At 73.8% G+C, this 26604-nt stretch carries 27 protein-coding genes; 13 read left to right on the top strand and 14 right to left on the bottom strand.

The window, feature by feature from the left end:
* Positions 1-94: 94 nt before the first annotated feature.
* The 3 genes from LFA75_RS09365 (at position 95) to LFA75_RS09355 (ending at position 1878) form a co-directional block, all read left to right on the top strand.
* Positions 95-562, top strand: coding sequence for an Lrp/AsnC family transcriptional regulator (locus tag LFA75_RS09365; RefSeq protein ID WP_225233373.1), 468 nt, complete (start codon positions 95-97; stop codon positions 560-562).
* 67 nt (positions 563-629) lie between these two features.
* Positions 630-1094 (top strand): DUF2231 domain-containing protein, encoded by a 465-nt coding sequence (locus tag LFA75_RS09360; RefSeq protein ID WP_225233372.1) that lies wholly within the window; start codon positions 630-632, stop codon positions 1092-1094.
* Between the two features lie 61 nt (positions 1095-1155).
* Positions 1156-1878, top strand: coding sequence for a VIT1/CCC1 transporter family protein (locus LFA75_RS09355; RefSeq protein WP_225233371.1), 723 nt, complete (start codon positions 1156-1158; stop codon positions 1876-1878).
* On the opposite strand, the gene speB (LFA75_RS09350) is transcribed toward LFA75_RS09355, so the two are convergent.
* The 3 genes from speB (LFA75_RS09350) to LFA75_RS09340 are packed head-to-tail and all read right to left on the bottom strand — an operon-like array spanning position 1875 to position 4716.
* Positions 1875-2816 (bottom strand): agmatinase, encoded by a 942-nt coding sequence (gene speB / locus LFA75_RS09350; protein WP_225233370.1) that lies wholly within the window; start codon positions 2814-2816, stop codon positions 1875-1877. The two genes, LFA75_RS09355 and speB (LFA75_RS09350), sit on opposite strands and share 4 nt — an antisense overlap.
* Entirely contained in the window at positions 2813-3193 is a 381-nt protein-coding gene (locus LFA75_RS09345) for a YybH family protein (RefSeq protein WP_225233369.1), read from the bottom strand. The genes speB (LFA75_RS09350) and LFA75_RS09345 overlap by 4 nt, the downstream gene beginning before the upstream one ends.
* Positions 3190-4716 (bottom strand): purine-cytosine permease family protein, encoded by a 1527-nt coding sequence (locus tag LFA75_RS09340; protein WP_225233368.1) that lies wholly within the window; start codon positions 4714-4716, stop codon positions 3190-3192. The genes LFA75_RS09345 and LFA75_RS09340 overlap by 4 nt, the downstream gene beginning before the upstream one ends.
* Positions 4717-4819: 103 nt before the next feature.
* Here LFA75_RS09340 and LFA75_RS09335 point away from each other — a divergent pair, with 103 nt between their 5' ends.
* The 4 genes from LFA75_RS09335 to LFA75_RS09320 all read left to right on the top strand — a co-directional run bounded on the left by LFA75_RS09335 (position 4820) and on the right by LFA75_RS09320 (position 7482).
* On the top strand, positions 4820-5482 hold the full coding sequence (locus LFA75_RS09335) for a cyclase family protein (protein ID WP_225233367.1): 663 nt from the start codon (positions 4820-4822) through the stop codon (positions 5480-5482).
* Positions 5479-6039: a helix-turn-helix domain-containing protein gene (locus tag LFA75_RS09330; RefSeq protein ID WP_225233366.1), complete on the top strand. Its 561-nt coding sequence runs from the start codon at positions 5479-5481 to the stop codon at positions 6037-6039. Before LFA75_RS09335 ends, LFA75_RS09330 begins: the two co-directional genes overlap by 4 nt.
* A 94-nt stretch (positions 6040-6133) precedes the next feature.
* On the top strand, positions 6134-7015 hold the full coding sequence (locus tag LFA75_RS09325; protein WP_225233365.1) for a PP2C family protein-serine/threonine phosphatase: 882 nt from the start codon (positions 6134-6136) through the stop codon (positions 7013-7015).
* A gap of 44 nt (positions 7016-7059) precedes the next feature.
* Positions 7060-7482, top strand: a complete 423-nt coding sequence (locus tag LFA75_RS09320; protein ID WP_225233364.1) for a hypothetical protein — start codon at positions 7060-7062, stop codon at positions 7480-7482.
* A 2-nt stretch (positions 7483-7484) separates the two neighbouring features.
* Here LFA75_RS09320 and LFA75_RS09315 read toward each other — a convergent pair whose 3' ends face one another.
* Positions 7485-9365 carry a primary-amine oxidase gene (locus LFA75_RS09315; RefSeq protein ID WP_225233363.1) on the bottom strand — a complete coding sequence of 627 codons (1881 nt, stop codon included), beginning with the start codon at positions 9363-9365 and terminating at the stop codon, positions 7485-7487.
* Positions 9362-10372 carry an agmatinase gene (speB, locus tag LFA75_RS09310; protein WP_225233362.1) on the bottom strand — a complete coding sequence of 337 codons (1011 nt, stop codon included), beginning with the start codon at positions 10370-10372 and terminating at the stop codon, positions 9362-9364. The genes LFA75_RS09315 and speB (LFA75_RS09310) overlap by 4 nt, the downstream gene beginning before the upstream one ends.
* Before the next feature lie 126 nt (positions 10373-10498).
* Here speB (LFA75_RS09310) and LFA75_RS09305 point away from each other — a divergent pair, with 126 nt between their 5' ends.
* Positions 10499-12886, top strand: a complete 2388-nt coding sequence (locus tag LFA75_RS09305; RefSeq protein ID WP_225233361.1) for an aldehyde dehydrogenase family protein — start codon at positions 10499-10501, stop codon at positions 12884-12886.
* A 27-nt stretch (positions 12887-12913) separates the two neighbouring features.
* On the opposite strand, the gene LFA75_RS09300 is transcribed toward LFA75_RS09305, so the two are convergent.
* From LFA75_RS09300 to LFA75_RS09285, 4 genes are all read right to left on the bottom strand, one after another.
* Complete coding sequence (locus LFA75_RS09300) at positions 12914-13273, bottom strand: PRC-barrel domain-containing protein (RefSeq protein ID WP_225233360.1); 360 nt, start codon at positions 13271-13273, stop codon at positions 12914-12916.
* Between the two features lie 101 nt (positions 13274-13374).
* Positions 13375-13869 (bottom strand): glutathione peroxidase, encoded by a 495-nt coding sequence (locus LFA75_RS09295; protein WP_225233359.1) that lies wholly within the window; start codon positions 13867-13869, stop codon positions 13375-13377.
* 2 nt (positions 13870-13871) lie between these two features.
* The gene (locus tag LFA75_RS09290) at positions 13872-14315 is read right to left on the bottom strand and encodes a DUF2237 family protein (protein WP_225233358.1); all 444 of its coding nucleotides are present in this window, start codon (positions 14313-14315) and stop codon (positions 13872-13874) included.
* Positions 14312-15655 (bottom strand): glucose-6-phosphate dehydrogenase, encoded by a 1344-nt coding sequence (locus LFA75_RS09285; RefSeq protein ID WP_225233357.1) that lies wholly within the window; start codon positions 15653-15655, stop codon positions 14312-14314. Before LFA75_RS09285 ends, LFA75_RS09290 begins: the two co-directional genes overlap by 4 nt.
* A gap of 164 nt (positions 15656-15819) precedes the next feature.
* On the opposite strand from LFA75_RS09285, the gene LFA75_RS09280 reads away from it, so the two are divergent.
* Positions 15820-17793 carry an acetoacetate--CoA ligase gene (locus LFA75_RS09280; protein ID WP_225233356.1) on the top strand — a complete coding sequence of 658 codons (1974 nt, stop codon included), beginning with the start codon at positions 15820-15822 and terminating at the stop codon, positions 17791-17793.
* Between the two features lie 20 nt (positions 17794-17813).
* Here the strand turns inward: LFA75_RS09280 and LFA75_RS09275 are convergent, their stop codons facing one another.
* Genes LFA75_RS09275 through LFA75_RS09265 form a run of 3 tightly spaced genes read right to left on the bottom strand, consistent with a single transcriptional unit; the run spans position 17814 to position 20898 of the window.
* Complete coding sequence (locus tag LFA75_RS09275) at positions 17814-19544, bottom strand: carbohydrate-binding domain-containing protein (RefSeq protein WP_225233355.1); 1731 nt, start codon at positions 19542-19544, stop codon at positions 17814-17816.
* Positions 19541-20284, bottom strand: a complete 744-nt coding sequence (locus tag LFA75_RS09270; protein WP_225233354.1) for a polyphosphate polymerase domain-containing protein — start codon at positions 20282-20284, stop codon at positions 19541-19543. The genes LFA75_RS09275 and LFA75_RS09270 overlap by 4 nt, the downstream gene beginning before the upstream one ends.
* Positions 20281-20898, bottom strand: a complete 618-nt coding sequence (locus LFA75_RS09265; RefSeq protein WP_225233353.1) for a DUF4956 domain-containing protein — start codon at positions 20896-20898, stop codon at positions 20281-20283. The genes LFA75_RS09270 and LFA75_RS09265 overlap by 4 nt, the downstream gene beginning before the upstream one ends.
* A gap of 149 nt (positions 20899-21047) precedes the next feature.
* Between LFA75_RS09265 and LFA75_RS09260 the strand changes: the two genes are divergently transcribed.
* The 3 genes from LFA75_RS09260 (at position 21048) to LFA75_RS09250 (ending at position 24449) form a co-directional block, all read left to right on the top strand.
* Positions 21048-22016, top strand: coding sequence for a phosphodiester glycosidase family protein (locus tag LFA75_RS09260; protein WP_225233352.1), 969 nt, complete (start codon positions 21048-21050; stop codon positions 22014-22016).
* Positions 22013-23071 carry a glycosyltransferase gene (locus LFA75_RS09255; protein ID WP_225233351.1) on the top strand — a complete coding sequence of 353 codons (1059 nt, stop codon included), beginning with the start codon at positions 22013-22015 and terminating at the stop codon, positions 23069-23071. The genes LFA75_RS09260 and LFA75_RS09255 overlap by 4 nt, the downstream gene beginning before the upstream one ends.
* A gap of 118 nt (positions 23072-23189) precedes the next feature.
* Complete coding sequence (locus LFA75_RS09250) at positions 23190-24449, top strand: acyl-CoA dehydrogenase family protein (RefSeq protein ID WP_225233350.1); 1260 nt, start codon at positions 23190-23192, stop codon at positions 24447-24449.
* A gap of 109 nt (positions 24450-24558) precedes the next feature.
* On the opposite strand, the gene LFA75_RS09245 is transcribed toward LFA75_RS09250, so the two are convergent.
* Positions 24559-24966 (bottom strand): hypothetical protein, encoded by a 408-nt coding sequence (locus LFA75_RS09245; protein WP_225233349.1) that lies wholly within the window; start codon positions 24964-24966, stop codon positions 24559-24561.
* A gap of 126 nt (positions 24967-25092) precedes the next feature.
* Between LFA75_RS09245 and LFA75_RS09240 the strand changes: the two genes are divergently transcribed.
* The gene (locus LFA75_RS09240; RefSeq protein ID WP_225233348.1) at positions 25093-26106 is read left to right on the top strand and encodes a heparan-alpha-glucosaminide N-acetyltransferase domain-containing protein; all 1014 of its coding nucleotides are present in this window, start codon (positions 25093-25095) and stop codon (positions 26104-26106) included.
* A gap of 16 nt (positions 26107-26122) precedes the next feature.
* On the opposite strand, the gene LFA75_RS09235 is transcribed toward LFA75_RS09240, so the two are convergent.
* Positions 26123-26548, bottom strand: coding sequence for a VOC family protein (locus LFA75_RS09235; RefSeq protein ID WP_225233347.1), 426 nt, complete (start codon positions 26546-26548; stop codon positions 26123-26125).
* Between the last annotated feature and the right edge of the window lie 56 nt (positions 26549-26604).

Here is a 26604-nt window from a genome sequence, read left to right as displayed (position 1 = left end):
GCGGTCGAGGGTCGGGTCGCTACTGTTCCCGTCGTCGGAAGACCCGTGCACGACGGGATCCGTGGGGGAGGCCGTGATGTCGGAGCGTCCGCCGATGGCGTTGGACGACACCTCGCGCGCGATCATCGAGCAGCTGCAGCAGGACGGACGTCGTCCCTACGCCCGGATCGCCGAGGCGGTCGGGCTCAGCGAGGCCGCCGTCCGGCAGCGGGTGCAGCGCCTGCAGGACTCCGGCGTCATGCAGATCGTCGCGGTGACCGACCCGCGGCAGGTCGGCTTCCCGCGGCAGGCGATGGTGGGCATCCGCACCGAGGGCGACTCGCGCCTGGTCGCCGATGTGGTCGCCGGGTTCGACGAGGTCGACTACGTGGTCATCTCCGCGGGCTCGCTGGACCTGCTGGTCGAGGTGGTCTGCACCGACGACACCCAGCTGCTGGACACCGTCAGCCGGATCCGCGCGGTCGAGGGCGTCACCTCGACCGAGACCTTCCTCTACCTGGGGCTGCGCAAGCAGACCTACGCCTGGGGCACCCGCCGCGCCGACCCCGGACCGGCGGTCTGAGCCACAGGCTGCGCACACGTGCGCATGGGTTGATGGGCGCCAGTCACCACCCCTCACGGAGGACCCTGTGCCCGAGACCCTGTTCGGCCTGCCCGCGCACCCGTTGATCGTGCACGCCACGGTGGTGCTGGTCCCGCTGGGCGCCCTCCTCGTGCTGCTGCACGCGCTCTGGCCGGCCGCCCGCCGCCGGCTGGGCATCGTCACGCCGTTGGTCGCCCTGGTCGGGGTGGTGCTGGTGCCGCTGTCGACGGAGAGCGGGGAGAACCTGGAGCACGCGCTGGGCCGCAGCGAGCTGATCGAGGCGCACTCCCGCCTCGCCGACGGGCTGCTGCCGTGGATGGTCGGGCTCTTCGTCATGGCGGTCGCCGTCTACGTGCTGGGCCGTCGTCCGGCCGGGCCGCGGCTGGTCGGCGTCCTGGCCGCGGTGCTCGCCGTGGTCGCCGTGGTCGGGGTGACCCAGCAGGTGGTCCGCATCGGGCACTCCGGCGCCGAGGCCACCTGGTCCGACACCGCCTCGGCGGACGGTGACTGAGGGCACGCAGCCGAGCCTGACCTTGCTGGCACGCGGTGCCGGGGAGCCCTACCGTCGCGCCGTGAGCACCGATCTGCCCGTCACCCACACCGGGGAGCCGCACGCCGGCGCCCTCGGCACCCGGCTCAACTGGCTGCGCGCCGGCGTCCTCGGCGCGAACGACGGCATCGTGTCCACCGCCGGCCTGGTGGTCGGCGTGGCCGGGGCGACGACGGCGCACGCCCCGGTCCTCACCGCCGGTGTCGCGGGCCTGGTCGCCGGGGCGGTCTCGATGGCGCTGGGCGAGTACGTGTCGGTGAGCAGCCAGCGCGACAGCGAGCAGGCGCTGCTGGACAAGGAGCGCCGCGAGCTGGTCGAGATGCCCGAGCAGGAGCTCGCCGAGCTGGCCGCGATCTACGAGTCCAAGGGCCTGTCGCCGCAGACCGCCCGCACGGTCGCCGAGGAGCTGACCGCCAAGGATGCGTTCGCCGCGCACGTCGAGGCCGAGCTGGGCATCGACCCCGACGAGCTCACCAACCCCTGGCACGCCGCGGGTGCCTCCGCGGTGGCCTTCACCGTCGGGTCGCTGCTGCCGCTGGCCGCGATCCTGCTGCCCCCGCCCGGCGCCCGGGTGCCGGTGACCTTCCTCGTGGTGCTGCTGGCCCTGGCGCTGACCGGTGCGGTCGGCGCGCGGCTGGGCGGGTCGCCGGTGGCCCGGGCCGTCGTCCGGCTGGTCGCCGGCGGCGCGATCGCGATGGCGGTGACCTTCGCGATCGGCGCCCTGGTCGGCGGCCTCGGCGTCTAGCGGTTGAGGGCCAGGACGCTGAGCAGCTCGTAGGCGACGTGGCTTGCCGCGATCGCGGTCAGCTCGGCGTGGTCGTAGGCGGGGGACACCTCGACCACGTCGGCGCCGACGACGTCCAGGCCGACCAGGCCGCGCAGGGTGTTGAGCAGCTCGCGGCTGGTCAGCCCGCCGGCCTCGGGGGTGCCGGTGCCCGGGGCGTGCGCCGGGTCCAGCACGTCGATGTCCACCGACACGTAGACCGGGCCGTCGCCGAGCCGGCGGCGCATCCGCTCCACGACGCTGGCCACGCCGTCGACCTCGTAGTCGTCGCTGCGCACCACCTGGAAGCCGAGCACGGCGTCGTCCTCCAGGTCCTGCTTGGAGTACAGCGGGCCGCGGATGCCCACGTGCATCGACCGCTCCAGGTCGATCAGCCCCTCCTCGCTGGCCCGGCGGAACGGGGTGCCGTGCGTGTACGGGGCGCCGAAGTAGGTGTCCCAGGTGTCCAGGTGCGCGTCGAAGTGCAGGACGGCGACCGGTCCGTGGTCGCGGGCCACCGAGCGCAGGATCGGCAGCGCCACCGTGTGGTCCCCGCCCAGGGTCAGCACCTGGGCGCCGTCGGCCCGCAGCGCGCTGATCCCGGCGTCGATGGTGCCGATGGCCTCCTCGATGTCGAACGGGTTCACCCCGAGGTCGCCGGCGTCGGCCACCTGCTGGGTGCCGAACGGCATCGCGTCCAGCGCCGGGTTGTACGGGCGCAGCAGCTTGGACCCGGCCCGCACGTGGCCCGGGCCGAAGCGGGCGCCCGGGCGGTAGCTGACGCCGGAGTCGAACGGGATGCCGACGACCGCGACGTCGGCCCGGGAGACCTCGTCGAGCCGGGGCAGCCGGGCGAAGGTGGCCGGCCCGCCGTAGCGGGGGACCTTCGTGGCGTCGACGGGGCCGATCGGGGTGCTCACGGGGTGTCTCCAGACGGTGAGAGGTGTTCGTGGACGACGAGCCAGCCCGCGCCGTCCCGGGCGAGGACGACGGTCTCCCGCTCCTGCGTGGTGGCCTCGCCCTCGTGGGTGGCCACCGTCGTCGTCACGTGGTGGGTGACCAGCGCAGTCTCCCCGACCCACTGCAGCTGCTGGTCGGTCGAGGTGCAGGCCAGCACCCGGAAGCCGTCCTCGGCGACCCAGGTGCGCCAGGCGTCCCGGTACTCCTCGCGGGAGCCGAACCGGGGGCTGCCGGGCAGCACGAAGGTGGCCTCGGGGTGCAGGCAGGCGAAGTAGGCGTCCTCGTCGGAGGAGGCGAACGCCGCGACCAGCGCGTCCAGCGCCTCGAGCGGGGTCATGCCGGCAGGTCCGCACCGGGCCGGCGGACCGGGTCGGTGATCGGCGGTGCCTCGCCCGCCGCGCGGGGCACCCAGCGCGGGCCCTGCGGCCCGAAGACGTAGCGCGGCCCCGGGAAGAGGAACAACGACCCCAGGTAGAGGACGGCGGCCAGCAGCAGCGCCCCCGGCAGGCTGACGTCGACCCCGCCGAACGCATTGGTGAACGGCCCGACGATCAGCGGCGGGTAGTTGGCGAACAGCAGCCCGATCACCGCCGAGGGGATCCAGGCCACCATCCCGCGCCAGTTCACCCCGCCGGAGAACCAGTAGACGCCGCCCTCGCGGCCCTGGTTGAACACCTGGACGGCGGCCGGGTCGTAGTAGCCGCGCCGGACGACGTAGCCCAGCGTCATGATCACCATCCACGGCGTGGTGCAGATGACGATCGCGCCGATGAAGGCGTTCACGCTGCCGACCAGGTCGAAGGCCAGTCGGCCGACCACGATGAACACGAAGCTCAGCGCCCCGATGACCAGCGAGGCGCGCACCCGGGACAGCCGCGGCAGCACCGAGGAGAAGTCCAGCCCGGTGCCGTACAGCGAGGTGACGCCGGTGGACAGCCCGCCGAGGACGGCGACCACCATCAGCAGCAGGGCGTACCAGAGCGGCGAGGCCTGGACCAGCGCGAAGACGTAGTCGACCTCACCGGCCACCAGCGTCGCCGTCCCCACGCCGAACAGGAACGGGACCAGCGTGGCCAGCTGGGCCACCACCGTCGCCGACAGCAGCGACCGGCGGGAGGTGTCGGCCGGGATGTAGCGCGACCAGTCGCCGAGGAAGGCGCCGAAGGAGACCGGGTTGCCCATCACGATCAGCACCGACAGCACGAACGTCGGGGCGAAGGAGCCCAGCGCGTAGGCGTCCGGGCCCGGGTCGTAGGACAGGTCGAAGACGTTCGCGTAGGCCACGATCCCCAGCAGGATCAGCACCGTGTTGCCGACCACCACGACCTTGTTGACCAGCAGCATGAACTGGTAGCCGTAGACCACGACGACGATCACCAGCGCGCCCAGCACGGCGTAGACCAGCGCGCGGGTCAGGTCGCCGTCGGGCAGGCCGAAGAGCCGGTTGCCCGCGGCGACCAGGGCGTCGCCGGAGACCCAGACCGAGATCGAGTAGAACGCGATCGCGGTCAGCAGGGACAGGAACGACCCCAGGATCCGGCCGCGGACGCCGAAGTGCGCCGAGGACGACACCGCGTTGTTCGTCCCGGTCTTGGGGCCGAACAGGCCCATCGGGGAGAGCACCAGCCCGCCGAGGACGACGCCGACCACCGTGGCGAGCACCGCCTGGCCCAGCGAGAGCCCGAGCAGGATCGGGAAGGTGCCCAGGATGATGGTCGCGAAGGTGTTGGCACCGCCGAACTGGATGCGCAGCAGGTCCAGCGGCCGCGACGTGCGTTCGGCGTCGGGGATGGTGTCGATGCCGTGCTGCTCGACCTCCAGCGCGCGGGGGCGCCGGGTCGGGTCTGCGCTGGGGGCCATCGCGGCTCTCCTCGGTCGGGGGTGACGGGGGCCACCGGCCGGTACCGTAAGGCCACTGTTGCCCGCAAGGCAACGAAAGTTCACCGGGACGAAACGAGGACACGTGCGCGTCACACGGCTGGTCGACCTGTCCGTCCCGGTCGACGCGGGCACGCAGGTGTTCCCGGGGGACCCGGTGTTCGCCTCGCAGCCGCACACCACGGTGGCCGCCGACGGCTACAACGTGCAGGCCGTGCGCATGGGCTCGCAGACCGGCACGCACGTCGACGCCCCGTTCCACTTCGCCCCCGACGGCCTGCGCGTCGACGAGCTCGACCTCACCCGGCTGACCGGGTCGGCCGTGGTCGTGGACGTCCGCGGCCGGGCGCCACGCAGCCGGCTGACCTGGGACGACGTCGCCGACGACCGCATCTCCGTGGGCTCCATCGTGCTGCTGCACACCGGCTGGTCGGCGCACTACGGCACGCCGGCCTACTTCGACCACCCGTTCCTGGACGCCGACGCCTGCCGCCGGCTGCTGGCCGCCGGGGTGCGCACGATCGGTCTGGACGCCCCGAACATCGACCTCACGCCCACCGACGACGACCCGGGCGAGGGCTACCCGGTGCACCACCTGGTCGCCGCCGTCGACGGGGTGATCTGCGAGAACCTGACCAACCTCGCCGCCGTCGACTTCGCCGACCCGTTCGTCTCCCTGCTGCCGCTGCGGCTGACCGGCGCCGACGGCGCCCCGGTGCGCGCGGTGGCGATGCAGGTGCAGCCGTGACCCGACCGACCCCGCCCGAGGCCCGGATCGGCGCCCGGCTGCGGGCGGCCCGGCAGGCCCGCGGGCTGACCCTGGACCAGGTCGCCTCCGCGACCGAGCTGACCAAGGGGTTCATCAGCCGGCTCGAGCGCGACGAGGTGTCGCCGTCGGTGGCCTCGCTGGTCGCCGTGGCCGGGGTGCTCGGCCTGGGCATGGGCGAGCTGTTCGACCCGCCGTCCACCCAGCTGGTGCGCGCCGGCCCCGGCCCGCCGATCGCGTTCGGCGGGCAGCGGGTGCACGAGACGCTGCTCACCCCGGGCACCCAGCGGGAGCTGCAGGTCATCCACTCCCGGCTCGAGCCCGGCGGCACCGGCGGGGCGGACCTCTACACGCTGCGGTCGGCGGTGGAGTTCGTCTACGTGGTGGCCGGGTCGCTGGACGTCGTCCTGGCCGACGAGGTGATCGCGCTGCAGCCGGGGGACGCGCTGACCTTCCCCGGTCGGACGCCGCACACCTGGCGCAACGGCTCGGACGCCGAACCGGCCGAGGTGCTCTGGGCGCTGAGCCCGGCTCCCTGATCCCCCGTGCGGGTCGGGCCGCGTCGATCGCGCGGGCGACGGCGGCCCACGGCTGGTCTACTTGCGCGGGACCGGGTCGAGGCGAGGAACGGGGGTGGGTGTGGCGCTGTCGTTGCACGCTGCCGCGCGCTCGCACACCGGGCCCCGGCCGGACAACCAGGACTCGGGTCTGGTGTCGCCCTCGCTGGTCGCCGTCGCCGACGGCGTCGGCGGCAACGTGGGCGGTGCCGTGGCCTCCTCGCTGGTCATCGGCTGGCTGGCCCCGATGGGCCGGGAGCTCGAGGCCGACCTGCCCGACGGCGGCCTGGCCGACCTGGTCTCCGCCTGCAACGAGCGGATCCGCACCGCCGTGGGCCACCGGCCCCGGCTGGAGGGGATGGCCACCACGCTGTCGGCGATCGGCGTGGTCGGCGACGCCGCCGTGCTGGTGCACATCGGCGACTCCCGGGCCTACCGCTGGCGGGCGCCCGAGCTGGTGCAGCTGACCCGCGACCACACCCTGGTGCAGGCCCTCATCGACGCCGGCTCGATCACCGAGGCCGAGGCGCTGGTGCACCCGCAGCGCTCGGCGGTCTACGCGGCGCTGCACGGCGGCACCGACGACGTCGAGGGCCTCGAGGTGCTCTCGGTCGACCTGCAGCCCGGCGACCGGCTGCTGGTCTGCTCCGACGGGCTGTCCGGCGCGCTGCCGCCGCAGGTGATGGCCGAGCTGCTGGCCGTCGCGGAGAACCCCGACCAGGCCGCGGCCACCCTGCTGGGTGCCGCCCTGGCCGCCCCCGCCTCGGACAACGTCACCGTCGTGGTCGCCGACGTCCTCGACGACATGGTCGACGGCATCCCGCCCACCCGGTACCGCACCGTGGGGGCGGCGTCCTCGGCCCGCGACGAGACCGTCGAGGTCCTCGAGGCGCTGTGGCCCGGCCCGTCGACCGGCGCCTTCCGCCCGGTCACCTCACCCGGCACCCCCACCGGCTGACCCCGGCGCTACAGCTCCGGTCGGCACCTGCCGACGACGGAGGCGTGACCACGCTGCTGGAGCGCTCCGCCCCGCCGGAGCTCGACGCCATCACCCTGCTGCCCGGCCGGGCCGCGCTGCTCGACGTCCTGGCGCTGCGCCGTCCCGCCGCGGGCGGGCCCGCCGTCGCCGGCGTCGTGCTGGTGGGGCTGCCGTCCCCCGCGCTCGTCCCGCTGGGCGCCGCCCTGCTGCTCGACGTCACCGCCGCGCTGTCCGGCGCCCTGGTCGAGGGCGAGTGGCTGGCCCGCTGCGGCCGGGCCGAGTTCGCCGTCGTCACCGACGAGCCCCTCGCCGCCGCCGCGGCCCGCCTGCGCGCCGTGCTGGACCTGCCGGTGGTGACCGGGACGCACCCGGTCACCGCCGACCACGCCGCCGCCGACGTGCTGGCGCTGGCCGCCCTCGACCTGGCGGCGGCCAGCCGAGGGTGACCTCAGTGGCAGTGCGAGCCCTTCGAGGGCGGCACGTCCAGGGTCGGGTTGCGGTCGAAGAAGCCGGTGGGCTTGAGCTCGAACCGCACGATGTCCACCGGCATGACCGGCCAGTCCTCGACCCGCGGCACGTGGTGCAGCCCGAACACGTGCCACAGGACGACGTCGGTGGCCTCGGTGGAGCGGCCGGCCTTCGTCCACTCGGGCAGCCCGGCGTCCTGCGAGCTCTGGTTGCAGAACTCCCCGGAGGGCCAGCGCTCCGCGGCATCGAACGGGGTCACCCACACCGGGTGCGCGACCACCCCGGCCCGCTGCATCAGCGGTGACCCGGGCCCGGCCAGCGCCGGGATCGCCGCGGTCGGCACCAGCTTGTAGCTGGTCGGGGCGCCCCAGGCGTTCCGCCGGGACGCTGAGGTGACCTTGTAGCCGCGCTGCGAGGCCCAGTCCAGGTCGTAGCCGCCCTCGGTGGTGACCGGCGTCGACCGGGAGACCAGCGCCATGCCGTAGGGGTTGCCCGGTCCGGTCGGCGGTGCCTCGGTGTGCACCTGGACGACGGTGTTGTCCGGGGTGTCCACCTCCATGTCCAGCCGCGCCACGATGAAGTGCTGGTGGATCGGCGCGGTGGTGTGGTCGTCGACGACGGTGCCGTGCGGCGGCGGGGTGCCCTCGAACGTCGAGGTCACCATGATCCCGGTCGCCCGGACCTCGCACTCGATCTGGCCGTCCTGGTAGAAGCGCCAGTACACGAGGTACTCGTAGTTGGCCACGGTCGCGTGGAAGCTGACCACCAGCCTGCGGGACCGGCGCACCTCGGCGCCGGCGTTCTCGTCGACGTGCTTCCACAGGACGCCGTCGTCCTCCTCGTGGATGCAGATCGCGTTCTTGATCGCGTAGGGCTCGGCGTGGCTGTCGTGCAGCACGGCGTCGACGTAGGTGATCTCGCCCAGGCAGTCGCAGCCCAGCTCGAGCGACGTCGTCATGAAGCCCAGGCCCCACTCGCCGATGTCGAAGGCGGTGCGCCGGTAGTGGTCCTCGCCCGGGTCGCGGTAGGGCACGACCATCTCCGCGAAGCTCATCCGGTGGGCGACCGAGCGGCCGTCGATGCCGACCCGGTGCAGCACCAGGCCCTCGCGGTGGTTGAAGCCGATCCGCATCGACCAGCCCAGCCAGGTCAGCTCGTTGCCCTCCAGGGCGAACGAGACGCCCTCGGGCTGGGTGACCTCGAAGGTCTTGATGTCCTCGCGCTGCACCAGGCCGGGCACCAGGGCGGGGATGTACTCACCCATCGCACCGGTCGGGGCGGCGACGGAGAACGTGTCCTCGATGTCGAGGAGCTCCATGGTGTTGAGGTCCACCACGTGGTGCAGCCCGTTGACCGGGTGCGCGTAGGGGTTGCCGTTCGGGGTCTCGCGGACCCACACGTCGGTCCAGCCCACCCGGCGGTCGGCGAACTGCTGCGGGATCAGCGAGTGCCCGTAGGCCCAGGTGTCGATCAGCACCAGGTCCAGGTCGGTGATGCCGCGGGCGGCCAGCGAGGCGATGACCCGCTCGTCGGCGATCAGCGCGACGTGCGCCTCGTGCCACTCGTCGACGGTCATGTTGGGCTGCTGGCCCGGGACCGCCGTCCACTCCAGGACGGCGTCGTCGGTCAGCGAGACGACCGCGGTGTAGGCCGCGTTCGCCGCCCGGTCGAAGCAGGTGACCCGGGCCGCGCGCGGGTTCGGGTCGCCGGGCTGCCAGCTGCGGACGACGTCCTTGGCCGGCTCGCGCAGCTCGATGCCGGCGAACCGCCAGCCCTCGCCCACGCCCTTCTCCCGGCGCAGGACGGCGGCCGCGGCGCGGAACTCGTCGGCGGTCAACGGATCGAGCGGGTGTGCGGTCACGGGAGGTTCCTCTGGTCGAGCAGCGGGAGGGAGGGGTCGAACGGGACGCCGGTGCGGCGGCGGGCGATCGCGCTCAGTGCCTCGAGCACCACCCGGTTGGCCAGCGCGGCGGTGATGTCGGCGTGGTCGTAGGGCGGGGACACCTCGACGACGTCGATGCCGACCACCGGCAGCTCCAGGCAGATCCGGCGGACGGCGTCCAGCAGCTCGCGGGCGGTCAGCCCGCCGGGCTCGGGGGTGCCGGTGCCCGGTGCGTGCCCGGGGTCGCAGACGTCGATGTCGACGGAGAGGAAGACCCCGTCGCAGTCGTCGGTGGCGATGGTGAACGCCTCGGTCAGGCAGGCGGCGAGCCCGCGGTGCCCGATCTCGGTCATCTCGTAGGAGCGCATGCGCTGCTGGGCCATCCAGTCCAGCGTCTCCGGCGGCGGCCAGTAGCCGCGCAGCCCGACCTGCAGGAAACGGTCCCCGCGCAGCGCGCCGGACTCGATCAGCCGGCGCATCGGCTGGCCGTGGCCCCACAGCGAGCCGAACTCGATGTCCCCGGTGTCGGCGTGCGCGTCGAAGTGGATCATCGAGACCCGGCCCTGCCCGAGGACGTCGGCCACCCCGCCGGCGTCGGCGAAGGCGATGGAGTGGTCGCCGCCCAGCACCACCGGGATCGCCCCGGCCCGGACGACGTCGGCGACCGCGGCGCGCAGCGCGGGCAGCGCCACCTCGATGTCGCCGGAGTACATCTCCACGTCGCCGGCGTCCAGCACCCGCAGGTCGCGCAGCCCGTCGGTGCGCAGCGCCAGGCTGGGCCGGGAGCCGTCGTGCGGCAGGTAGTCGGTCATCCGGATCGCCTGCGGCCCGAACCGGGTGCCCGGCCGGTGGCTCGTCCCGCCGTCGAAGGGCGCCCCGAGGACGACGACGTCGGCGCCGGCCATCGACGCCGGGTCGGTGTGGTCGCACCGGTCCACGCCCAGGAAGGTGATGTCCGGACCGAACTGCGGGCCGTAGCGGGCCACGACGTCCTCCTGGGTCGGCGACGGAAACCGTCGATCTGCGGCGTCCCGGCGACGCTATCCGTTGTTGCCACCCGCGTCGAGGTGTGTTGCCATACCGTCGACCCGAACCTCTGATCGGAGCCCTCCATGAGCGAGTACGCCGTCGTCGACCCCGCCACGGGGGAGACCGTCGCCAGCTACCCGACCGCCACCGACGAGCAGGTGGAGCGGGCGATCACGGCCGCGACGTCGGCGCACCGCGGCTGGTCGCGCAGCTCGACGGCCGCCGAGCGGGGGGCGCTGGTCCGCCGGGTCGCCGAGCTGCACCGGGAGCGGCGCGATGAGCTGGCCGCCCTGATCGTGCGGGAGATGGGCAAGACGATCACCGCCGCCGAGGGCGAGGTGGACTTCGCCGCGGACATCTACGAGTACTACGCGGACAACGCCGAGCGGATCACCGCCGACCAGCCGATCGACCTGGTCGCGGGCTCCGAGGGCACCGCGGTCATCCGCCGGGCCTCGCTGGGGCCGCTGCTGGGGATCATGCCGTGGAACTTCCCGTACTACCAGGTCGCCCGGTTCGCCGGACCGAACCTGGCGATCGGCAACACGATCATCCTCAAGCACGCCCCGCAGTGCCCGGAGTCCGCCGCGGCGATCGAGACGATCTTCCTCGACGCCGGGTTCCCCGAGGGCGCCTACGTCAACGTCTACGCCAGCAACGACCAGGCCGCGACGATCATCGGTGACCCGCGGGTGGCCGGGGTGTCGCTCACCGGTTCGGAGCGCGCCGGCACCGCCGTCGCCGAGGTGGCCGGCCGGCACCTGAAGAAGGTCGCGTTGGAGCTGGGCGGGTCCGACCCGTTCATCCTGCTGTCCACCGACGACCTGGACGGCGCGGTCTCCTCCGCCGTCGAGGCGCGGATGGACAACAGCGGGCAGTCCTGCAACGCGGCCAAGCGGTTCGTGGTGCACGCCGACCTGTACGAGGACTTCCTGGCCGGCGTCACCGCCAAGATGACCGCGATCGTGCCGGCCGACCCGACGAAGGCCGAGACCGAGCTGGGCCCGCTGTCCTCGCTGCGCGCTGCCGAGACCCTCGATGCCCAGGTGCAGCGGGCGGTCGCGCACGGCGCCACGCTGGTCGCCGGCGGCAAGCGGGACNCCCCCGCCCCGCCCAGCCCCCCTCGGCGCCCCCGGCCGCCGTGCCCGTCCCCGACTACCCCGCCGACACCGCCGGCGAGGCGGGTGAGCGGCCTGCGCGGCGGACGGGCCGGGCGCGGGTTGCGCTGGTCGCGGCGGCGGTCGTCGGGCTGGTCGCCGTCGGCGGGGGCGGGTTCGCCGTCGGTCGTGCCACGGCGCCGGAGACGGCGTCCACGACCACCGACCAGCAGTTCCCCGGGGGCGGTGGGCCGATGGGCACCCCGCCCGACGGCGGCCGGGTGGGCACCCCGCCCGACCAGGACGGCACCACCACCGACGGCACCACGACCGACGGGACGACGTCCGACCCCCTCACCTGACCCGCTCCCCGCCGGCGGATGGGAGCTCGGCGTGGTTGCTGGGCATTCGGCGGGTGGAATGCGCACCGACCACGCCCAGCTCGACACCGGGAGGTCGACATGGGTGGCGACCACGTCCCGCCTGCCCCCAGCGGGGTTGATCGCAGCGGCGGCATCCAGCTGTTGCCGGAGGCGGCGCGAGGCGGAGGCTCGGCGTGGTTGCTGTGCATTCCGCAGCTCGAATGCACAGCAATCACGCCCAGCTACCCGCGGATGGCTGGGATGCGTGGCGGTGGCGTGTCGCTGGTGCCTCTCTCGGCCCGCTGCTGCCGGCCGTTGCGCAGCCACGGTGCGGTGGCGGCGTGGGCGCGCACCGACGCGGCGGGTGCGCGGGCAGGCGGCATCGCGGCTGCAGTGGGCGGCATGGGCGCGCAGTGTTCGGGCGGGTGCGCTGCCAGGCCGGGGTCGGCGCGGGATGGGCGGCGTGGGCGCGCAGCGGCGTGGCGGGTGCGCGACAGCGCGGTTCCGGGACGCGCAAGCCGCGGCGATGAGTTCTCGGCGCCGTGGTCGTCTTGGTGGTGACGGGGCCAGGAGGACCGGCCCGAACCGACCGAGGGAGCACACCGTGCGCATGATCTTCGTGAACCTGCCCGTCGCCGACGTGGCGGCGGCCAAGGCGTTCTACGCGGGCCTGGGATTCCAGCAGAACCTGCAGTTCTCCGACGACGAGACGGCGTCCTTCGTCATCGAGGAGAACATCACCGCGATGGTGATGACCCGGGAGAAGTTCGCCGGGTTCCTGCCGGCCGGGGCCAGCGCGGGCGACCCCGCCCAGCACGTGTCGGTGATGAACGCGTTGTCCGCGGCCAGCCGCGAGGAGTGCGACGACCTGCTGGCCAAGGCCCTGGCGCACGGAGGACGCCCGTTCAGCGACCCGCAGGACCACGGCTTCATGTACGGCACCAGCTTCGCCGACCCGTCGGGCAACGTCTGGGAAGCCGTGTGGATGGACCCCGCTGCGCTGGAGGGGTGAGCCCAGGGCCCACCCCTCCAGGAGGCGTCAGCGGCGGGCGAGCTGCCGTTCGCCGTTGACGCCGGTGGAGTAGGGCAGCTGGTAGTGCGCGAACACCTTGGGCTCCTCCTCGGCGGTGAGTTCGCCGTCGGTGTCGATGCTCGGGGCGGCCTTGGCCAGGTCGCGCGGGTAGGCCACCCGGACCTCGCGCGGCCCGACGGTCGCGTCCTTGAGCGGGACGAACACCAGGCTCTTGCCGCCGATCAGGCCGCCGACCTCGACCCCGACGAAGGAGGGCTGGTCGGTGACCACGTCGACGTAGATGGACTCCAGGGTGCCGATCTTGTGGCCCTCGGGGTCGACGACGTTCTCGCCGCGCCAGTCGCGGATGTTGCCTGCCGGGATCATGCGATGTCCTCCACGGTGGGGTGCAGCTCCGCGGTCACGGAGCACGTCGCACCGTGGGTGCCCCGGACCGGTGGTGCGCAACCGTCCTGGTGGGGAAAGACTTACACCGTCAGCTGCGCCTCGATCGCCGTCCGCACCTCGGGGGAGTCCGGCTGGGTCTGCGGCCGGAACCGGCCGACGACCTCGCCGGACGCCGACAGCAGGAACTTCTCGAAGTTCCACGCGACCGGCCCGGCCTCGCCGGTGGCGTCCGGCACGGCGGTGAGTGCCCGGGACAGCGGGTCGGCGTCCGGGCCGTTGACGTAAAGCTTGTCGGTCATGGGGAACGTGACGCCGTAGGTGGCCGAGCAGAACTCCTCGATCTCGGCCGCCGTCCCCGGCTCCTGCCCGGCGAACTGGTTGCAGGGCACGCCGACGACGGTGAACCCGCGGTCGGCGTACTCCTGCTGCAGCGCCTCGAGCTGGGTGTACTGCGGCGTCAGCCCGCACTTGCTGGCCACGTTCACCACCAGTGCGGGTCGTCCGCCGGTGAGCTCGCCGAGCGTCGTCGGGTCGCCCTGCAGCGTGCGGACGGGGGAGGAGAGGAGATCGCTCATGATCAGGCCGAACCGGGGAGGCTCGGCGGCTGTTCCGGCCAGCCCGACAGGTCGTCGGGGACGTCGACGGCGTGCGCGCGCAGCAGCTCCAGCGGCACGACCTCCAGGGCGCGGGCGTTGGTCGCGGCCAGCACCACGCCTGCCGGCGACCCGGCCTCCGCGGCCTGCCGCCACCGGGCGGCCACCACGCACCACCGGTCACCGGGGGTGAGCCCGGGGAAGCCGTACTCCGGGCGGGGGGTGCCCAGGTCGTTGCCCAGGGCGGCCTGCATCGCCAGGAACTCCGCCGACACCACCGTGCAGACGGTGTGGCTGCCGATGTCCTCGGGGCCGGTGCAGCAGTACCCGTCCCGGTAGAAGCCGGTCACCGGGTCGGTGCCGCACTGCTCCAGCGGCCCGCCCAGCACGTTGCGCTCGCCGGGGACGAACGGTCCCGCGGTGCTCACGCCGGGCCGTCCGAACCGGCCGGGTAGTCGACCAGCGGGATGTCGTCGGCGGCCCAGGCGTCCAGCACCGGCTGCACGATCCGCCAGCCCTGCTCGGCCTCGACGTCCGAGATCGACAGCGTCGGGTCGCCCGACAGCATCTCCTTCAGCAGCAGGCCGTAGGCCGGCAGGTCCTGCGGCGGCGAGGTCGTCTGCAGCACCTCGCGCTCCAGGTCGAACGGGTCCCCGGCGCCGTTGAGGTTGATCTCCAGCGCGATGCCGTCGGGGGACAGCTGCAGCCGCAGCACGTCGGGCTCGGGCTGCTCGTCGGCGAAGGCCAGGTGCGGCACCGGCTTGAACCGGACGACGATCTCCTTGCGCCGGGTGCCCAGCGCCTTGCCGGTGCGCAGCCGGAACGGGACGCCGCTCCACCGCCAGTTGTCGACGGTGACGGTGAACTCGGCGTAGGTCTCGGTGCCGCGGGCGGGGTCGACGCCGTCCTCGGAGACGTAGTCGGGCAGCTCGCGGCCCACGATGGTGCCGGCGGTGTACCGGCCGCGGACGCTGGTCGCGACGTCGGCCTGCACCGCGCGCAGCACGTCGGACTTGCGGGCCTGCAGGGTCGCGGCGTCCAGCGACTGCGGCGGCTCCATGGCGACGACGGCGAGCAGCTGCAGCAGGTGGTTCTGCAGCATGTCGCGCAGGGCGCCGGCCTTGTCGTAGTAGCCGGCCCGGCCCTCCAGCCCGAGGTCCTCGTCGAACACGATGTCCACGGAGTCCACGTGCTGGGCGTTCCAGACGGGCTCGAAGACCCGGTTGGCGAACCGCAGGCCCAGCACGTTGAGCACGGTCTGCTTGGCCAGGAAGTGGTCGATCCGGAACACGCCGGACTCCGGGACCAGGCCGTGCAGCACCTCGTTGAGCTGCCGGGCGTCCTCGATGCCGGTGCCGAACGGCTTCTCCACCACGACCCGGGCGCCCTCGGGCAGCCCGACCTCGCGCAGCGCGGTGAGCGTGGGCAGGAAGACGGTGTTGGGCAGCGCCAGGTAGACCACCGGGACGCCGTCCACCCGGGCCAGCGCCCGGCGCAGGTCGTCGGGGCTGGTGACGTCGCCGTGCTCGTGGCCGAGCTGGGCGACCACCCGCTCGCGCTCGTCGGCACCCAGGTCGGGGGCGTGCGCGGTCAGCCGCTCCCGCGCCCAGTCCCGGTAGGCCTCGTCGTCCCAGTCCTGCTGGCTGACCGCGAGCACCTCGACGGCCTCGTCGAGCACGCCGCGCTGGTAGAGCTCGGCCAGGCTGGGCAGCAGCAACCGACCGGTGAGGTCACCGGAACCACCGAGGACGACGAACGAGCGCTTCACGGTCGGCCTGCTTCGGTCTGCGGGATGGTGCGGGGCTGCCGGCCACGGTCTCGGGTCGGCGGGCGGGTCGGCACAGGTGTCTCCAAGGTGTCGGCTCGTCGTCCCGGCCCCAGTGCCCGCTCCGGGACCGGTCGAACCCCCCGGGATCTGGCAGGGTGCGTGGCGTGACGCTGTGGTCGCCGACACCCGAGTCCATCGCCGCCTCCCAGCTCGGCCGGTTCGCCGCCTGGGTCGACGAGCGCCGGGGCCTGTCCCTGGGCCAGGACTACGACGCGGTCTGGGCCTGGTCGACCTCGCACCTGGACCAGTTCTGGGCCGACGTCGCCACCTGGTTCGACGTGTTCGAGGGCGAGGAACCGGTCCGGGACGACGAGGTGCTCGGGTCCCGCACCATGCCCGGCGCGCAGTGGTTCCCGGAGCGGACGCTCAACCTGGCCCAGCTGGCGCTGCGGCACGCCACCGACGAGCGGCCGGCGATCGTGGCCGTGCGGGAGACCGCCGAAGGGCTCGCCGAGCCCGAGGAGCTGTCCTGGGCCGACCTGCGCGGGCAGGTCGGTGCGTTCGCCGCGACCCTGCGCCGGCTCGGCGTGCAGCGCGGCGACCGGGTGGCCGGCTACCTGCCCAACGTGCCCGAGGCCGTCGTCGCCTTCCTCGGCTGCGCCGCGGTCGGTGCGGTCTGGTCGGCCTGCGCACCGGACTTCGGGCCCCGCGCCGTGCTCGACCGGTTCGCGCAGATCGAGCCGGTGGTGCTGGTCGCCGTCGACGGCTACCGGTTCGGCGGTCGCGAGCACGACCGCCGGGACGTCGTCGCCCAGCTGCAGGCCTCGCTGCCCACCGTGCGGACGACGATCGGGCTGCCGCGGCTGTTCCCCGACGAGCTGCCCGTCGGTGCGCTGGCCTGGGCCGACGCCGTGGTCGACGTCCAGCCGCCGGTGTTCGAGGCGCTGCCGTTCGACCACCCGCTGTGGATCGTCTACTCCTCGGGCACCACCGGGCTGCCGAAGGGGATCGTGCACGGGCACGGCGGCGTGGCCGTCGAGCAGCTCAAGCAGGCCGGGCTGCACATCGACATCGGGCCCGGCGACCGGTTCTCCTGGTACGCCTCCACCGCCTGGATCATGTGGAACATCGCGGCCTGCTCGCTGCTCACCGGCGCGACCCTGGTGGTGCACGACGGCGCCCCCGGCTTCCCCTCGCTGGACGCCCAGTTCGCGGTGGCCGCCCGGTGCGGCACCACCTACCTGGGCACCAGCGCCGGGTACCTCACCGCCTGCGAGAAGGCCGGACTGCGGCCCGGGGACGACCACGACCTCGCGGCACTGGCGGGCATCGGGTCCACCGGGTCGCCGCTGCCGGCCTCGACCTTCGAGTGGGTGTACGACGCGGTGAAGCCCGACGTGTTCCTCGGGTCGCTGTCCGGCGGGACCGACGTGGCCACCGGGTTCATCGGCTCCTCGCTGCTGCTGCCTGTGGTCGCCGGCGAGCTGCAGCGGCCGATGCTGGGGGTGGCCGCGGCGTCCTGGGACGAGCAGGGGCAGCCGGTGGTGGGCGAGCTCGGCGAGCTGGTGGTCACCGAGCCGATGCCGACGATGCCGCTGTACTTCTGGGCCGACCCTTCCGGGGAGCGGTACCGGGAGGCCTACTTCGAGCCCTGGCCCGGGGTGTGGCGGCACGGCGACTGGCTGGAGATCCTGCCCACCGGCAGCTGCATCATCACCGGCCGCTCGGACTCCACCCTCAACCGCGGCGGCGTCCGGATGGGGACGGCGGACCTGTACGCGGCGGTGGAGTCCATCCCGGCGATCGCCGACTGCGTCGTCCTCGGCGTGGAGCAGCGCGACGGCGGCTACTGGATGCCGCTGTTCGTGCAGCTCGCGCCCGGGTTCGAGCTCACCGACGCCCTGGTCGCCGAGATCCGGGAGGCGGTGAAGCGGGACGCCAGCCCGCGGCACGTGCCCGACGAGGTGCTCGTCGTCCCCGGCGTGCCGCACACCCGCACCGGCAAGCGCCTGGAGGTCCCGCTCAAGCGGCTGTTCCAGGGCGTGCCGCCGGAGAAGGCGCTGAACATGGGAGCCGTGGACGACGCCGAGGTGGTGCAGCACTACGTCCGGCTGGCAGCGGACCGCGGCGCCCGCTGAGGCCACCGGCCGGCCCGGGGTCAGCCGTTGGGGCGGCCGCCACCGCCGCCGGGCATCCCGCCGCCGCCTCCGCCGCCCATCCCTGTGCTGGCGCCCTCGCCGGCGGTGACCGTCGTCGAGCTGCCGCCGTCCACGGTGACCGTGTAGGTCTCGCCGGTGGTGAGGTCGGGGGAGGAGATCACCACCGACTGCACGTCCTTGGTCGGCGTGTAGGTGGCGACCACGGTGCCCGAGCTGTCGGTGACCTCCACGGTCGAGCCGGCCGACGCGGTGCCCGACCAGGCCAGCCAGCCCTGCGCGGAGTCGGCGTCGGGGGTCTCGGCCATGCCCGCGCTGCCGCCGGCGAGCAGGGTGCCGCCGCTGACCGTGATGCCGGCGTTGGAGTCCAGCGCCCCGTTCCCGCTGCCGGTCGGGCCGTACACGGTGGTGGTGCCGCCGGTGATCGTGGTCGAGCCGTTGGAGTCCAGGCCGTCGCCCTCGGCGTCGACCACCAGGGTGCCGCCGCTGATGGTCAGCGTGCTCCCGTCGTCGCCCATGCCCCCGCCCATGCCGCCGCCGGAGTCGGTGCTGGTCCCGGTCGAGGCGTTGACGCCGTCGTCGGAGGTGGTGACCGTGGTGTCGCCGCCGGCGATGGTGATGGCCGCGCTCTCCAGGCCCTCGACGGCCTCGGCGACGTCCAGGGTGCCGCCGGAGATGGTCAGGTCGACGTCGGCGTGCACCCCGTCGTCCCCGGCGGTCAGCGTCTGGGTGCCCCCGGTGATCGAGATGGCCCCGTTCGAGTGCAGGGCGTCGTCCGCCGCGTCGACGGTCAGGTCACCGCCGCCGACCACCACGCTCACGTCGCCCTTGACCCCCTTGACCGAGGTGTCGCCGGACGGGTCGCCGCTGGTGGTGATGTCCAGGGTGCCGCCGCCCACGAGGACGTCGGTCGAGGCGGCGATGCCGTCGCCCTCCGCGGTCACGGTCACGGTGCCGTCGGCGACGTAGACGTAGCCGCGGGTGGGGTCCTCGGTGTCGTCGCTCTTCAGCCCGTCGCCGCCGGCGGTCACGGTGACGTCGCCGTCGAGCACGACGACCGAGTCCTGGCCGCGGATGCCGTCGTCGGCCGCGTCCACGGTGACCGTGCCCGACTCGACGGTCACGCCGTCCGAGCTGTTGATGCCGTCGTTGCTCGCGCCGGTCACCTCGAGCGTGCCGGTGCCGGTGACGACCAGGTCGGCCGCGGAGTCGATCGCCGCGCTGGTGCCGTCGTCGGCGTGGTCGGCGGTGTCGGCCAGCGTGTTCGTCGTCCCGTCGGCCAGTGACAGGACGACGGTCTCGGCGTTCGTCACCGCGACCGCCGCGCTGGTCGGCGAGGTGATCGAGGCGTCGTCGAGCACCAGGACGACGTCCTCGGCGTCCGCGGTGTCCACCACGACCTGGCCGGTCAGGTCGCCGGTGAGCACGTAGGTGCCGGCCGCGGTGATGGTCACGGTGCTGCCGTCGACGGTCACCCCGGCGGCGTCGCTCGTGGCGGTGTCGCCGCCGAGGGTGATCGCCTGCCCGTCGGAGGTGGTCCCCGACGAGGTCACCCAGCCGTCGTTCGCGGCCAGGGCGGCGTCGATCGTGGTGCCGGCCGCGGCGGTGACCTCCGCGGAGGCCGCGGTGGTCGCCGCCGTCGTCGTGGTGGAGGTGTCGGTGGTGCCGCAGGCCGCGATCAGGGTGGCGGCGGCGCCGGCCACGAGGGCGGCGCGCAGTCGGCGCAGGGTCACGAGGTCTCCTGGAGGTGTCGGGTGAGGGTGGCGTGCCAGCGGTTGCGCGGCAGGTCGGGGTGCAGGGCAGCGAGGCCCGTGCCGTACTTGGAGATGCGGGCGGGGCGGTGGCCGGACCGCCAGAGCAGGCGGTCGGCGGCCGAGGGTGCGGAGCCGGACTTGGTCTCCACGACCACCCGGTCGGTCAGCGGGAGCAGGCCCCCGGACGGCGTGCGCCAGACCAGGTCGGTGTCGACGGTGACCCGGGCGCCGGCCAGCAGCAGGGTCGACCGGGAGTAGCGGGTGCCCAGGACCGGGACCAGCTCCCGGTCGGTCAGGTCCCCGACGCCGGAGCTGCGCAGGACGTCGTCGACGAACCCGCGGGCCCCGGCGAGGTCGTCGGCGGCGACGCGTTCCTTGACCGTCGACCCGCGCGGCCCGCGGGTCTTGACCTCCACCCAACTGTCGCCGGTGTCGGTGTAGGTCCGTCGGCGCACCTTGAACCGGCGGCGTCGCCCGCGGGCGGCCAGGTGGTACCCGGCGAGGTCGGGGGTGTCGGCGTAGAGGGAGTCGTAGCCGAACGTCCGCCGGTCGCCGATGGTGAGCACCCGGGCGTCGGGGAGCCGGCCGAGCACCGCGGCGGCATCGGCCGGGGTGAGCACGTACTTGCGGTCCACCCGGGTCAGCAGCGCCGCCGTCCCGACCAGCTCCTCGAGGGAGACCGGCGGCAGCGCGCCGAGCCCGGTCAGGGAGGTGCTCACCGGACGTCGGCCCGGTGCAGCGGTCCGGTCATCCGCGGCTCCACCGGCACCGCCGGGCTGCGGGCGCCGAGCTCGAGGCGGACGTCGACGGTGGTGGTGTCGTCGACCAGGTCCACCTGCTGCACGGTCACCTGGTGCACCCGGGCGTCGAACAGGCCCTCCAGGTGCGCGACCAGGGCGGTCTCGTCGGTGAACGCCCGGTCCACGACCACCTGCTGCTGCCGGTAGCGGCGCATCAGCCGCGGGTGCCCGCCGGCCCACATGACCGCGACGACCAGCGCCATCAGCCCGGCGACCAGCAGCTCCGCGCCCGTGGTGCCCGCGCCCAGCCCGCCCAGCAGGCCCAGCGCCAGCGCGGCGAAGTAGAAGGCCACCTCGGTCTGGGCCAGCTCGGTGGAGCGCAGCCGGATGATCGACAGCACCCCGAACAGGCCCAGCCCCAGCCCGACGCCCACCGTGCTCGAGGACAGCGCGGTGGCCACCGCGAGCACGCCGACGTTGACCCCGAGGTAGGCCGCCACCAGGTCGCGGCGGCGGTGCCGGGGGAAGTAGACGCCGAGGACCAGGACGCCGATGGCGACGAGGTCCGCGGCGATGAGCACGAGCTGGGGCATGACGATCCGTCCGTCCGGGGTTCAGGTGATGCCCACCCTCGGGCCGCCGGTTGTGCCCGCGCCCGCTCCCCGCTGAGCGCTCCCTGTGCGCATCTGGTGCACACCGGTCGCACAGCCGGCGCTGGGGGAGGCGCCCGACCGTCGTCCCCATGACTCCGACGCAGACCCCTCCCGCGCCGCCCGCTCCCCGCCGGATCAGCCGCCGGGGCTTCCTCGGCGGGACCGCCGGTGTCCTGCTCGCCGCGGCCGGCGGGGGCAGCTGGTGGGCGCTGGACCGGTTCGTCGTCGACCACGTGGAGATCTCCGACGCGTCGGCCTACGAGGCGGCCTCGGGCGTGGACACCGGGACGACGTCGACCTCGAACGGCTCGGTGGACGGCGCCACCTACACCTCCGACCAGGCCACGATCAGCATCTCGACCGTCGTGACCGGCAGCGGGGACTCCACGGTCACCTACTTCGTCGCCGACGTCGTCCTCACCGACGCGACCGTGCTGCGCTCGGCGTTCGCGAACGACGAGTTCGGGCTGAACATCGTCGACGAGCCCAGCGACATCGCCGCCGGCGTGGGTGCGGTGTTCGCGGTCAACGGCGACTACTACGGCTTCCGCGAGACCGGGATCGTCATCCGCAACGGGGTCGCCTACCGCGACGCCGGCGCCCGCGAGGGCATGGCGTTCTACCGCGACGGCACCGTGCGGATCTACGACGAGACCGCGACCACGGCGGCCGAGCTGGCCGCCGACGGGGTCTGGAACACGCTGTCCTTCGGGCCCGCGATCGTCGAGGCCGGCGCCGTCGTGGCCGGCATCGACGAGGTCGAGGTGGACACCAACGTCGGCAACCACTCGATCCAGGGCGACCAGCCCCGCACCGCGGTCGGGGTGATCGACACCAACCACCTGGTGTTCGTGGTCGTCGACGGCCGCAGCGAGGGCTACAGCGAGGGCGTCACGCTGCCCGAGCTGGCCGACATCTTCGTCGGGCTGGGCGCGGTCACCGCCTACAACATCGACGGCGGCGGCTCCTCGACGATGCTCTTCGACGGCGCTCTGGTGAACGACCCGCTGGGCAAGGGCTCCGAGCGCGGCACCTCCGACATCCTCTACATCGCGTGACCGGCGTCGTCCTGCTGGTCCCGGCCTACCAGCCCGACGAGCGGCTGCCCGCGCTGCTGTCCGCGGTGGCCCGGCTGGACCCGTCCATCGACCTCATGGTGGTGGACGACGGGTCCGCGCCGACGCCGGTGTTCGACGCCTGCCGGGCCCTGGGCGCCGTCGTGCTGCACCACGGGGTCAACCGGGGCAAGGGTGCGGCGCTGCGGACCGGGCTGGCGCACGTGCTGCTGGTGTCGCCGTCCGCCGCCGCGGTCACCGCCGACGCCGACGGCCAGCACCTGCCCGAGGACGTCGTCCGCGTCGCGCAGCGGGCACCGCAGGGGCTCGTGCTCGGGGTGCGGTCCTTCGACGGGGCCGGCGTGCCGCTGCGGTCGCGGGTCGGCAACCGGGTGTCGGCTGTGCTGGTGCGGGCGGCGACCGGCCGGGCGCTGGCCGACACCCAGACCGGGCTGCGCGGGTTCGCCCCCGACCTGCTGCCCTGGCTGCTGGCCGTGCCCGGCGACCGGTTCGAGTACGAGCTGCGGGTGCTGCTGGAGGCCGCCCGGCGGGGGACGCCGATCGAGCAGCTGCCGATCACCACGGTGTACCTGGCGGGCAACGCGTCGTCCCACTTCTCGCCGGTCCGGGACTCGCTGCGCGTCTACCGCCCGCTCGCGCTGTTCCTGGCCTCGTCGCTGTCGGCCTTCGTCGTCGACCTGGTCGCGCTGCTGGTTCTCGGAGCGGTGACCGGCTCGCTGTGGCTGTCGGTGGTCGGCGCGCGGATGCTCAGCGGGACGGTGAACTACCAGGTCAACAGGCGGGTCGTGTTCGGGGCGGCGCGCAGCCGGCGGTCGGTGCTGGGCTACGTCGCGCTGGCCGGCGCGCTGCTGCTGGCCAACCTGGCGGTGATCAGCGGGCTGACGTGGCTCGGTGTCCCGCTGCTGGCCGCCAAGCTGCTCACCGAGCTCGCGCTGGTGGCGGTCAGCTTCACGGTGCAGCGCTGCGCGGTCTTCCGTCGACGGTCGGCCGCCCGGCAGCCGGTCGCCCTGCAGGGATCCGGTCACGGCGTGCGGTGACCGGATCCCGCTCGGGTGACCGACTGCGGTGTGATCTGGGTCGGGACCGGGGGCGATCTCGGTTACCGGACGGTAACTTCGGCGGCGACCCCGCCCGACGACGTGCAGGAGACCCGCTGTGACCAGCTCGACCGACGAGACGACCACCGGCACCGTCGAGATGGAGCCCCGTCGTCCCGACCTGCTGCCGCCCTGGCACACCCCCGAGCGCGAGGCCCTGCAGCTGCAGGCGCGGGCGTTCGCGATGGACGAGGTGCTGCCGGTCGCCGACGAGCTGGACCCGCAGAAGGGCGAGATCCCGCAGCGGATCCTCGAGCGGCTCGGCGAGCTGGGCTACTTCGGCATCACCGTCGACCGTGAGCACGGCGGGATGGGCCTGGGCGTCTTCGAGTACTGCATGGTCAGCGAGGAGCTGGCCCGGGCGTGGATGAGCGTCGCCTCGATCCTGGCCCGGTCCCAGGGCATGGGGACGTCGGTCGCCGACGCCGAGCGACGGGACGCGCTGCTGCGGAAGTCGGCGGCGGGCTCGTGGATCGGCGCCGTCGCGCTGTCCGAGCCCGACGCCGGCTCCGACCTCGCCAACGTGCAGACCCGCGCCGTGCGGGACGGCGACGAGTGGGTGATCACCGGGCACAAGCGCTGGTGCGGCAACGCGAAGGCCGCCGACTTCATCCAGGTGCTGGTCCGGGTGGCCGACCCGCAGCCGGGGGAGTCCCGTTCCCGCGGGCTGCGCAACGTGCTGCTGGCCAAGGAGCGCGGCACCTTCCCCGAGGGGTTGATCGGCTACCCGATCGACAAGGTCGGCTACCACGGCTTCCTGACCTGGGACCTGCAGTTCGACGGCGTCCGGATCCCCGCCGACGACCTGATCGTCGGACCCGGGGACGGCGACGGGGACGGCGGCTCCAAGGCCGGGTTCGCCGAGGCGCAGGCCTTCCTCAACACCGCCCGGGTGCACACCGCGGCCCGCGCGGTGGGGCTGGCCCGCGCGGCGGTGGAGGACACCACCACCTACCTGCAGGAGCGCGAGCAGTTCGGCCACCCGATCGGCGACTTCCAGGCGCTGCGGTTCGCGCTGGCCGACATGGCCGCCCAGGTGGAGGAGTCCCGGGCGTTCTACCGGCAGGTCGCGCACTTGCTCGACGTCGGCGTCCCGTGCGAGCGCGAGGCCGCGATGGTGAAGCTGCAGGCCACCGAGATGGCGGTGCGGGTGACCAACCAGGCCATGCAGCTGCACGGCGGCAACGGCTACACCACCGAGCGGCAGGTGGAGCGGCACTGGCGCGACGCCCGGCTGACCACCATCTTCGAGGGCACCAGCGAGATCCAGAAGCGGATCATCAGCGACCGCATGCTGCCGAGGTCCCCCCTCACCTGACCCGGCGCCCGGCGTGGATCAGCTGGGTTGATCCACGGCCGTCCTGGCTCACCGACGCCGGTGAGCCAGGACGCACGTCGGTGAACCCAGCTGATCCAAGCCGGGGGCGTCAGGCGAGGTGGGCGCGGAGCTGGCGGCAGCGGTGCGCGGTCTCCGCGGCGGCCTCGGCCTGCAGGCGGCAGGTGCGCAGCTCCAGGTGCTGGGCGCCGAGGTGGGCGCTGCGGTCCAGCGCGTGCACCGTCGTCCCCAGGATCGAGCGGACGACGGCGCTGCCGGCGGGGGTGTTGCGGGCCAGGATGTGCCGGGTCACCGCGGCCAGGTCGGCGGCGTCCTGGGTGGCCGCGATGACCGCGCGCAGCCCGGAGACGTCGGGGCCGCCCATCAGCGTGGCGACGCTGGTCAGCGCTACCTGCTCGTAGCCGGCGAGGGCATCGAGCGTGCCGGCGAGCTGGTCGGGCGCGGTGGTCAGCGGGACGGTGCGGGCTTCTTCGCGCAGCATCGTGGTGGTCGACTGCATGGCTTCCTCCTGGGTTCGACGTGCGGGGACCACAGGACGCCCGCAGCCCGGGAAACAGCTGTGGACCTGCTCCCGGGTTGCTGTCGGACCGGTGCGGACCGGCTGTGCGGCCCGACGATGGGCGGCATGGACAGACCGCGGCTGCACGGCGTGGACGTCGCCCGCGGGCTGGCCGTCGTCGGCATGCTCTTCGTCGACAACCGCGGCAACAGCTCGATCGGCACCCAGTTCGTGCACGCCCCGTGGCACGGGCTGCGGGTCGCCGACGTGGTCTTCCCGGTGTTCCTGCTGGTCGTCGGGGTGTCCATGCCGTTCTCCCGGCGGGCGGACCGGCCGCGCGCGGTGCTCGTGCGGGTGCTCAAGCTCGCCGTCCTGGGGGTCCTGGTCGTCGGCGCCAAGTACGGGTTCGACGTCGTCGGCGCCGGGGTGCTCGGCCACATCGCCGGGGCCTACCTGCTGTGCTGGCTGCTGCTCCGGCTGCCGCGGCGGGCGCAGGTGCCCACCGCGGCGGGGGTGCTCGCCGTCCTCACCGCCGTGGCCGTGCTGCTGCCGGTCCCCGGGTCCGGCCGGACGGCGGTCGAGCCCGACCTCTCGTGGGCGCACTGGTTCGACGACCTGCTCGGGCTGGACTTCTCGGCCGAGGCGCCGCACTCCTACCTGCCCAGCGCGGTCACCGTGTTCCTCGGCGTGCTGGCCGGCCGGGTGCTGCTGGACCGGGGTGCCCGCGGCGCGCTGTCCCGGATCGTGGCCGGCGCCGGGGTGCTGCTGGTGCTCGGCCTGCTGCTGGCGCCGCTGCTGCCGGTGAACAAGCGGCTCTGGACGCCGTCGTTCGTGTTGGTCACCGGAGGGATCGGCCTGCTGGTGCTGGCCGTGGCGATCTGGCTGGTCGACGTCCGCGGGGTGCGCCGGCCGTTCCGCCCGGCCGAGGTGCTCGGCCTCAACGCCATCGTGGCGTTCGTGCTGTCCGAGCTGCTGTTCCGGGCGGTGCTGCGGTACCGGTTCCAGCCGCTGGTCGACGGCTGGCTCACCGACCTCACCAGCGCGACGACGTCGGCCTACCTCTACGCGGCGTTCTCCGTCGTGGTGGTGTGGGCGGTGTGCCAGGTGCTGGCCCGGCGGGGGATCGTCGTCCGGGTCTGACCCCCCGCCGGCCGGATCAGTACGCGGCGACCACGTCGAGCACCCAGGTGACGCCGAACCGGTCCGTCACCATGCCGTACAGCGGGGAGAAAGCGGCCGGGCCCAGCGCCGCGCGGACGGTGCCGCCCTCGGCCAGGCCGTCGAAGAACCGGGTGATCTCCGCGGGGTCGTCGCCGCGGACCGAGACGTAGACGGCGTCGGTGCCCTGGTCGTGGGCGCGGCCCGGCGGGACGTCGAAGGCCATGATCGAGAACCCGGCCGGCGAGGTGACCCCGCCCCAGATGACCTGGTCGTCGACGGCGCCGTCGGCCCGGTCCCGGTCGGTGCCGCCCTGCGCGAACGTGAAGGCCTGGACCTCGCCGCCGAACACGGCGGCGTAGTGGTCCAGGGCGGCGCGGGCCTGGCCGCGGAAGTTGAGGTGGGTGGTCGTCGTGATGCTCATGGCGACCACTGTGCCGGGGGTGGCGGCCAGTTCCTGACCTATACGGGGGGCATGCT

Origin of the sequence: Klenkia terrae, assembly GCF_900491935.1 — a bacterium.
In the GTDB taxonomy this organism is placed as follows: Bacteria; Actinomycetota; Actinomycetes; order Mycobacteriales; family Geodermatophilaceae; genus Klenkia; species Klenkia terrae.
This window is presented reverse-complemented; position numbering and strand designations above follow the sequence as displayed.

Bases quoted from the DNA above. Each gene is read 5' to 3' on its own strand.
- LFA75_RS09365 (WP_225233373.1), top strand. From the start codon at position 95: ATGGCGTTGGACGACACCTCGCGCGCGATCATCGAGCAGCTGCAGCAG.
- LFA75_RS09345 (WP_225233369.1), bottom strand. From the start codon at position 3,193: ATGACCCCGCTCGAGGCGCTGGACGCGCTGGTCGCGGCGTTCGCCTCC.
- LFA75_RS09340 (WP_225233368.1), bottom strand. From the start codon at position 4,716: ATGGCCCCCAGCGCAGACCCGACCCGGCGCCCCCGCGCGCTGGAGGTC.
- LFA75_RS09300 (WP_225233360.1), bottom strand. From the start codon at position 13,273: ATGATCCCGGCAGGCAACATCCGCGACTGGCGCGGCGAGAACGTCGTC.
- LFA75_RS09295 (WP_225233359.1), bottom strand. From the start codon at position 13,869: ATGAGCGATCTCCTCTCCTCCCCCGTCCGCACGCTGCAGGGCGACCCG.
- LFA75_RS09265 (WP_225233353.1), bottom strand. From the start codon at position 20,898: ATGCCCCAGCTCGTGCTCATCGCCGCGGACCTCGTCGCCATCGGCGTC.
- LFA75_RS09260 (WP_225233352.1), top strand. From the start codon at position 21,048: ATGACTCCGACGCAGACCCCTCCCGCGCCGCCCGCTCCCCGCCGGATC.
- LFA75_RS09245 (WP_225233349.1), bottom strand. From the start codon at position 24,966: ATGCAGTCGACCACCACGATGCTGCGCGAAGAAGCCCGCACCGTCCCG.
- LFA75_RS09240 (WP_225233348.1), top strand. From the start codon at position 25,093: ATGGACAGACCGCGGCTGCACGGCGTGGACGTCGCCCGCGGGCTGGCC.
- LFA75_RS09235 (WP_225233347.1), bottom strand. From the start codon at position 26,548: ATGAGCATCACGACGACCACCCACCTCAACTTCCGCGGCCAGGCCCGC.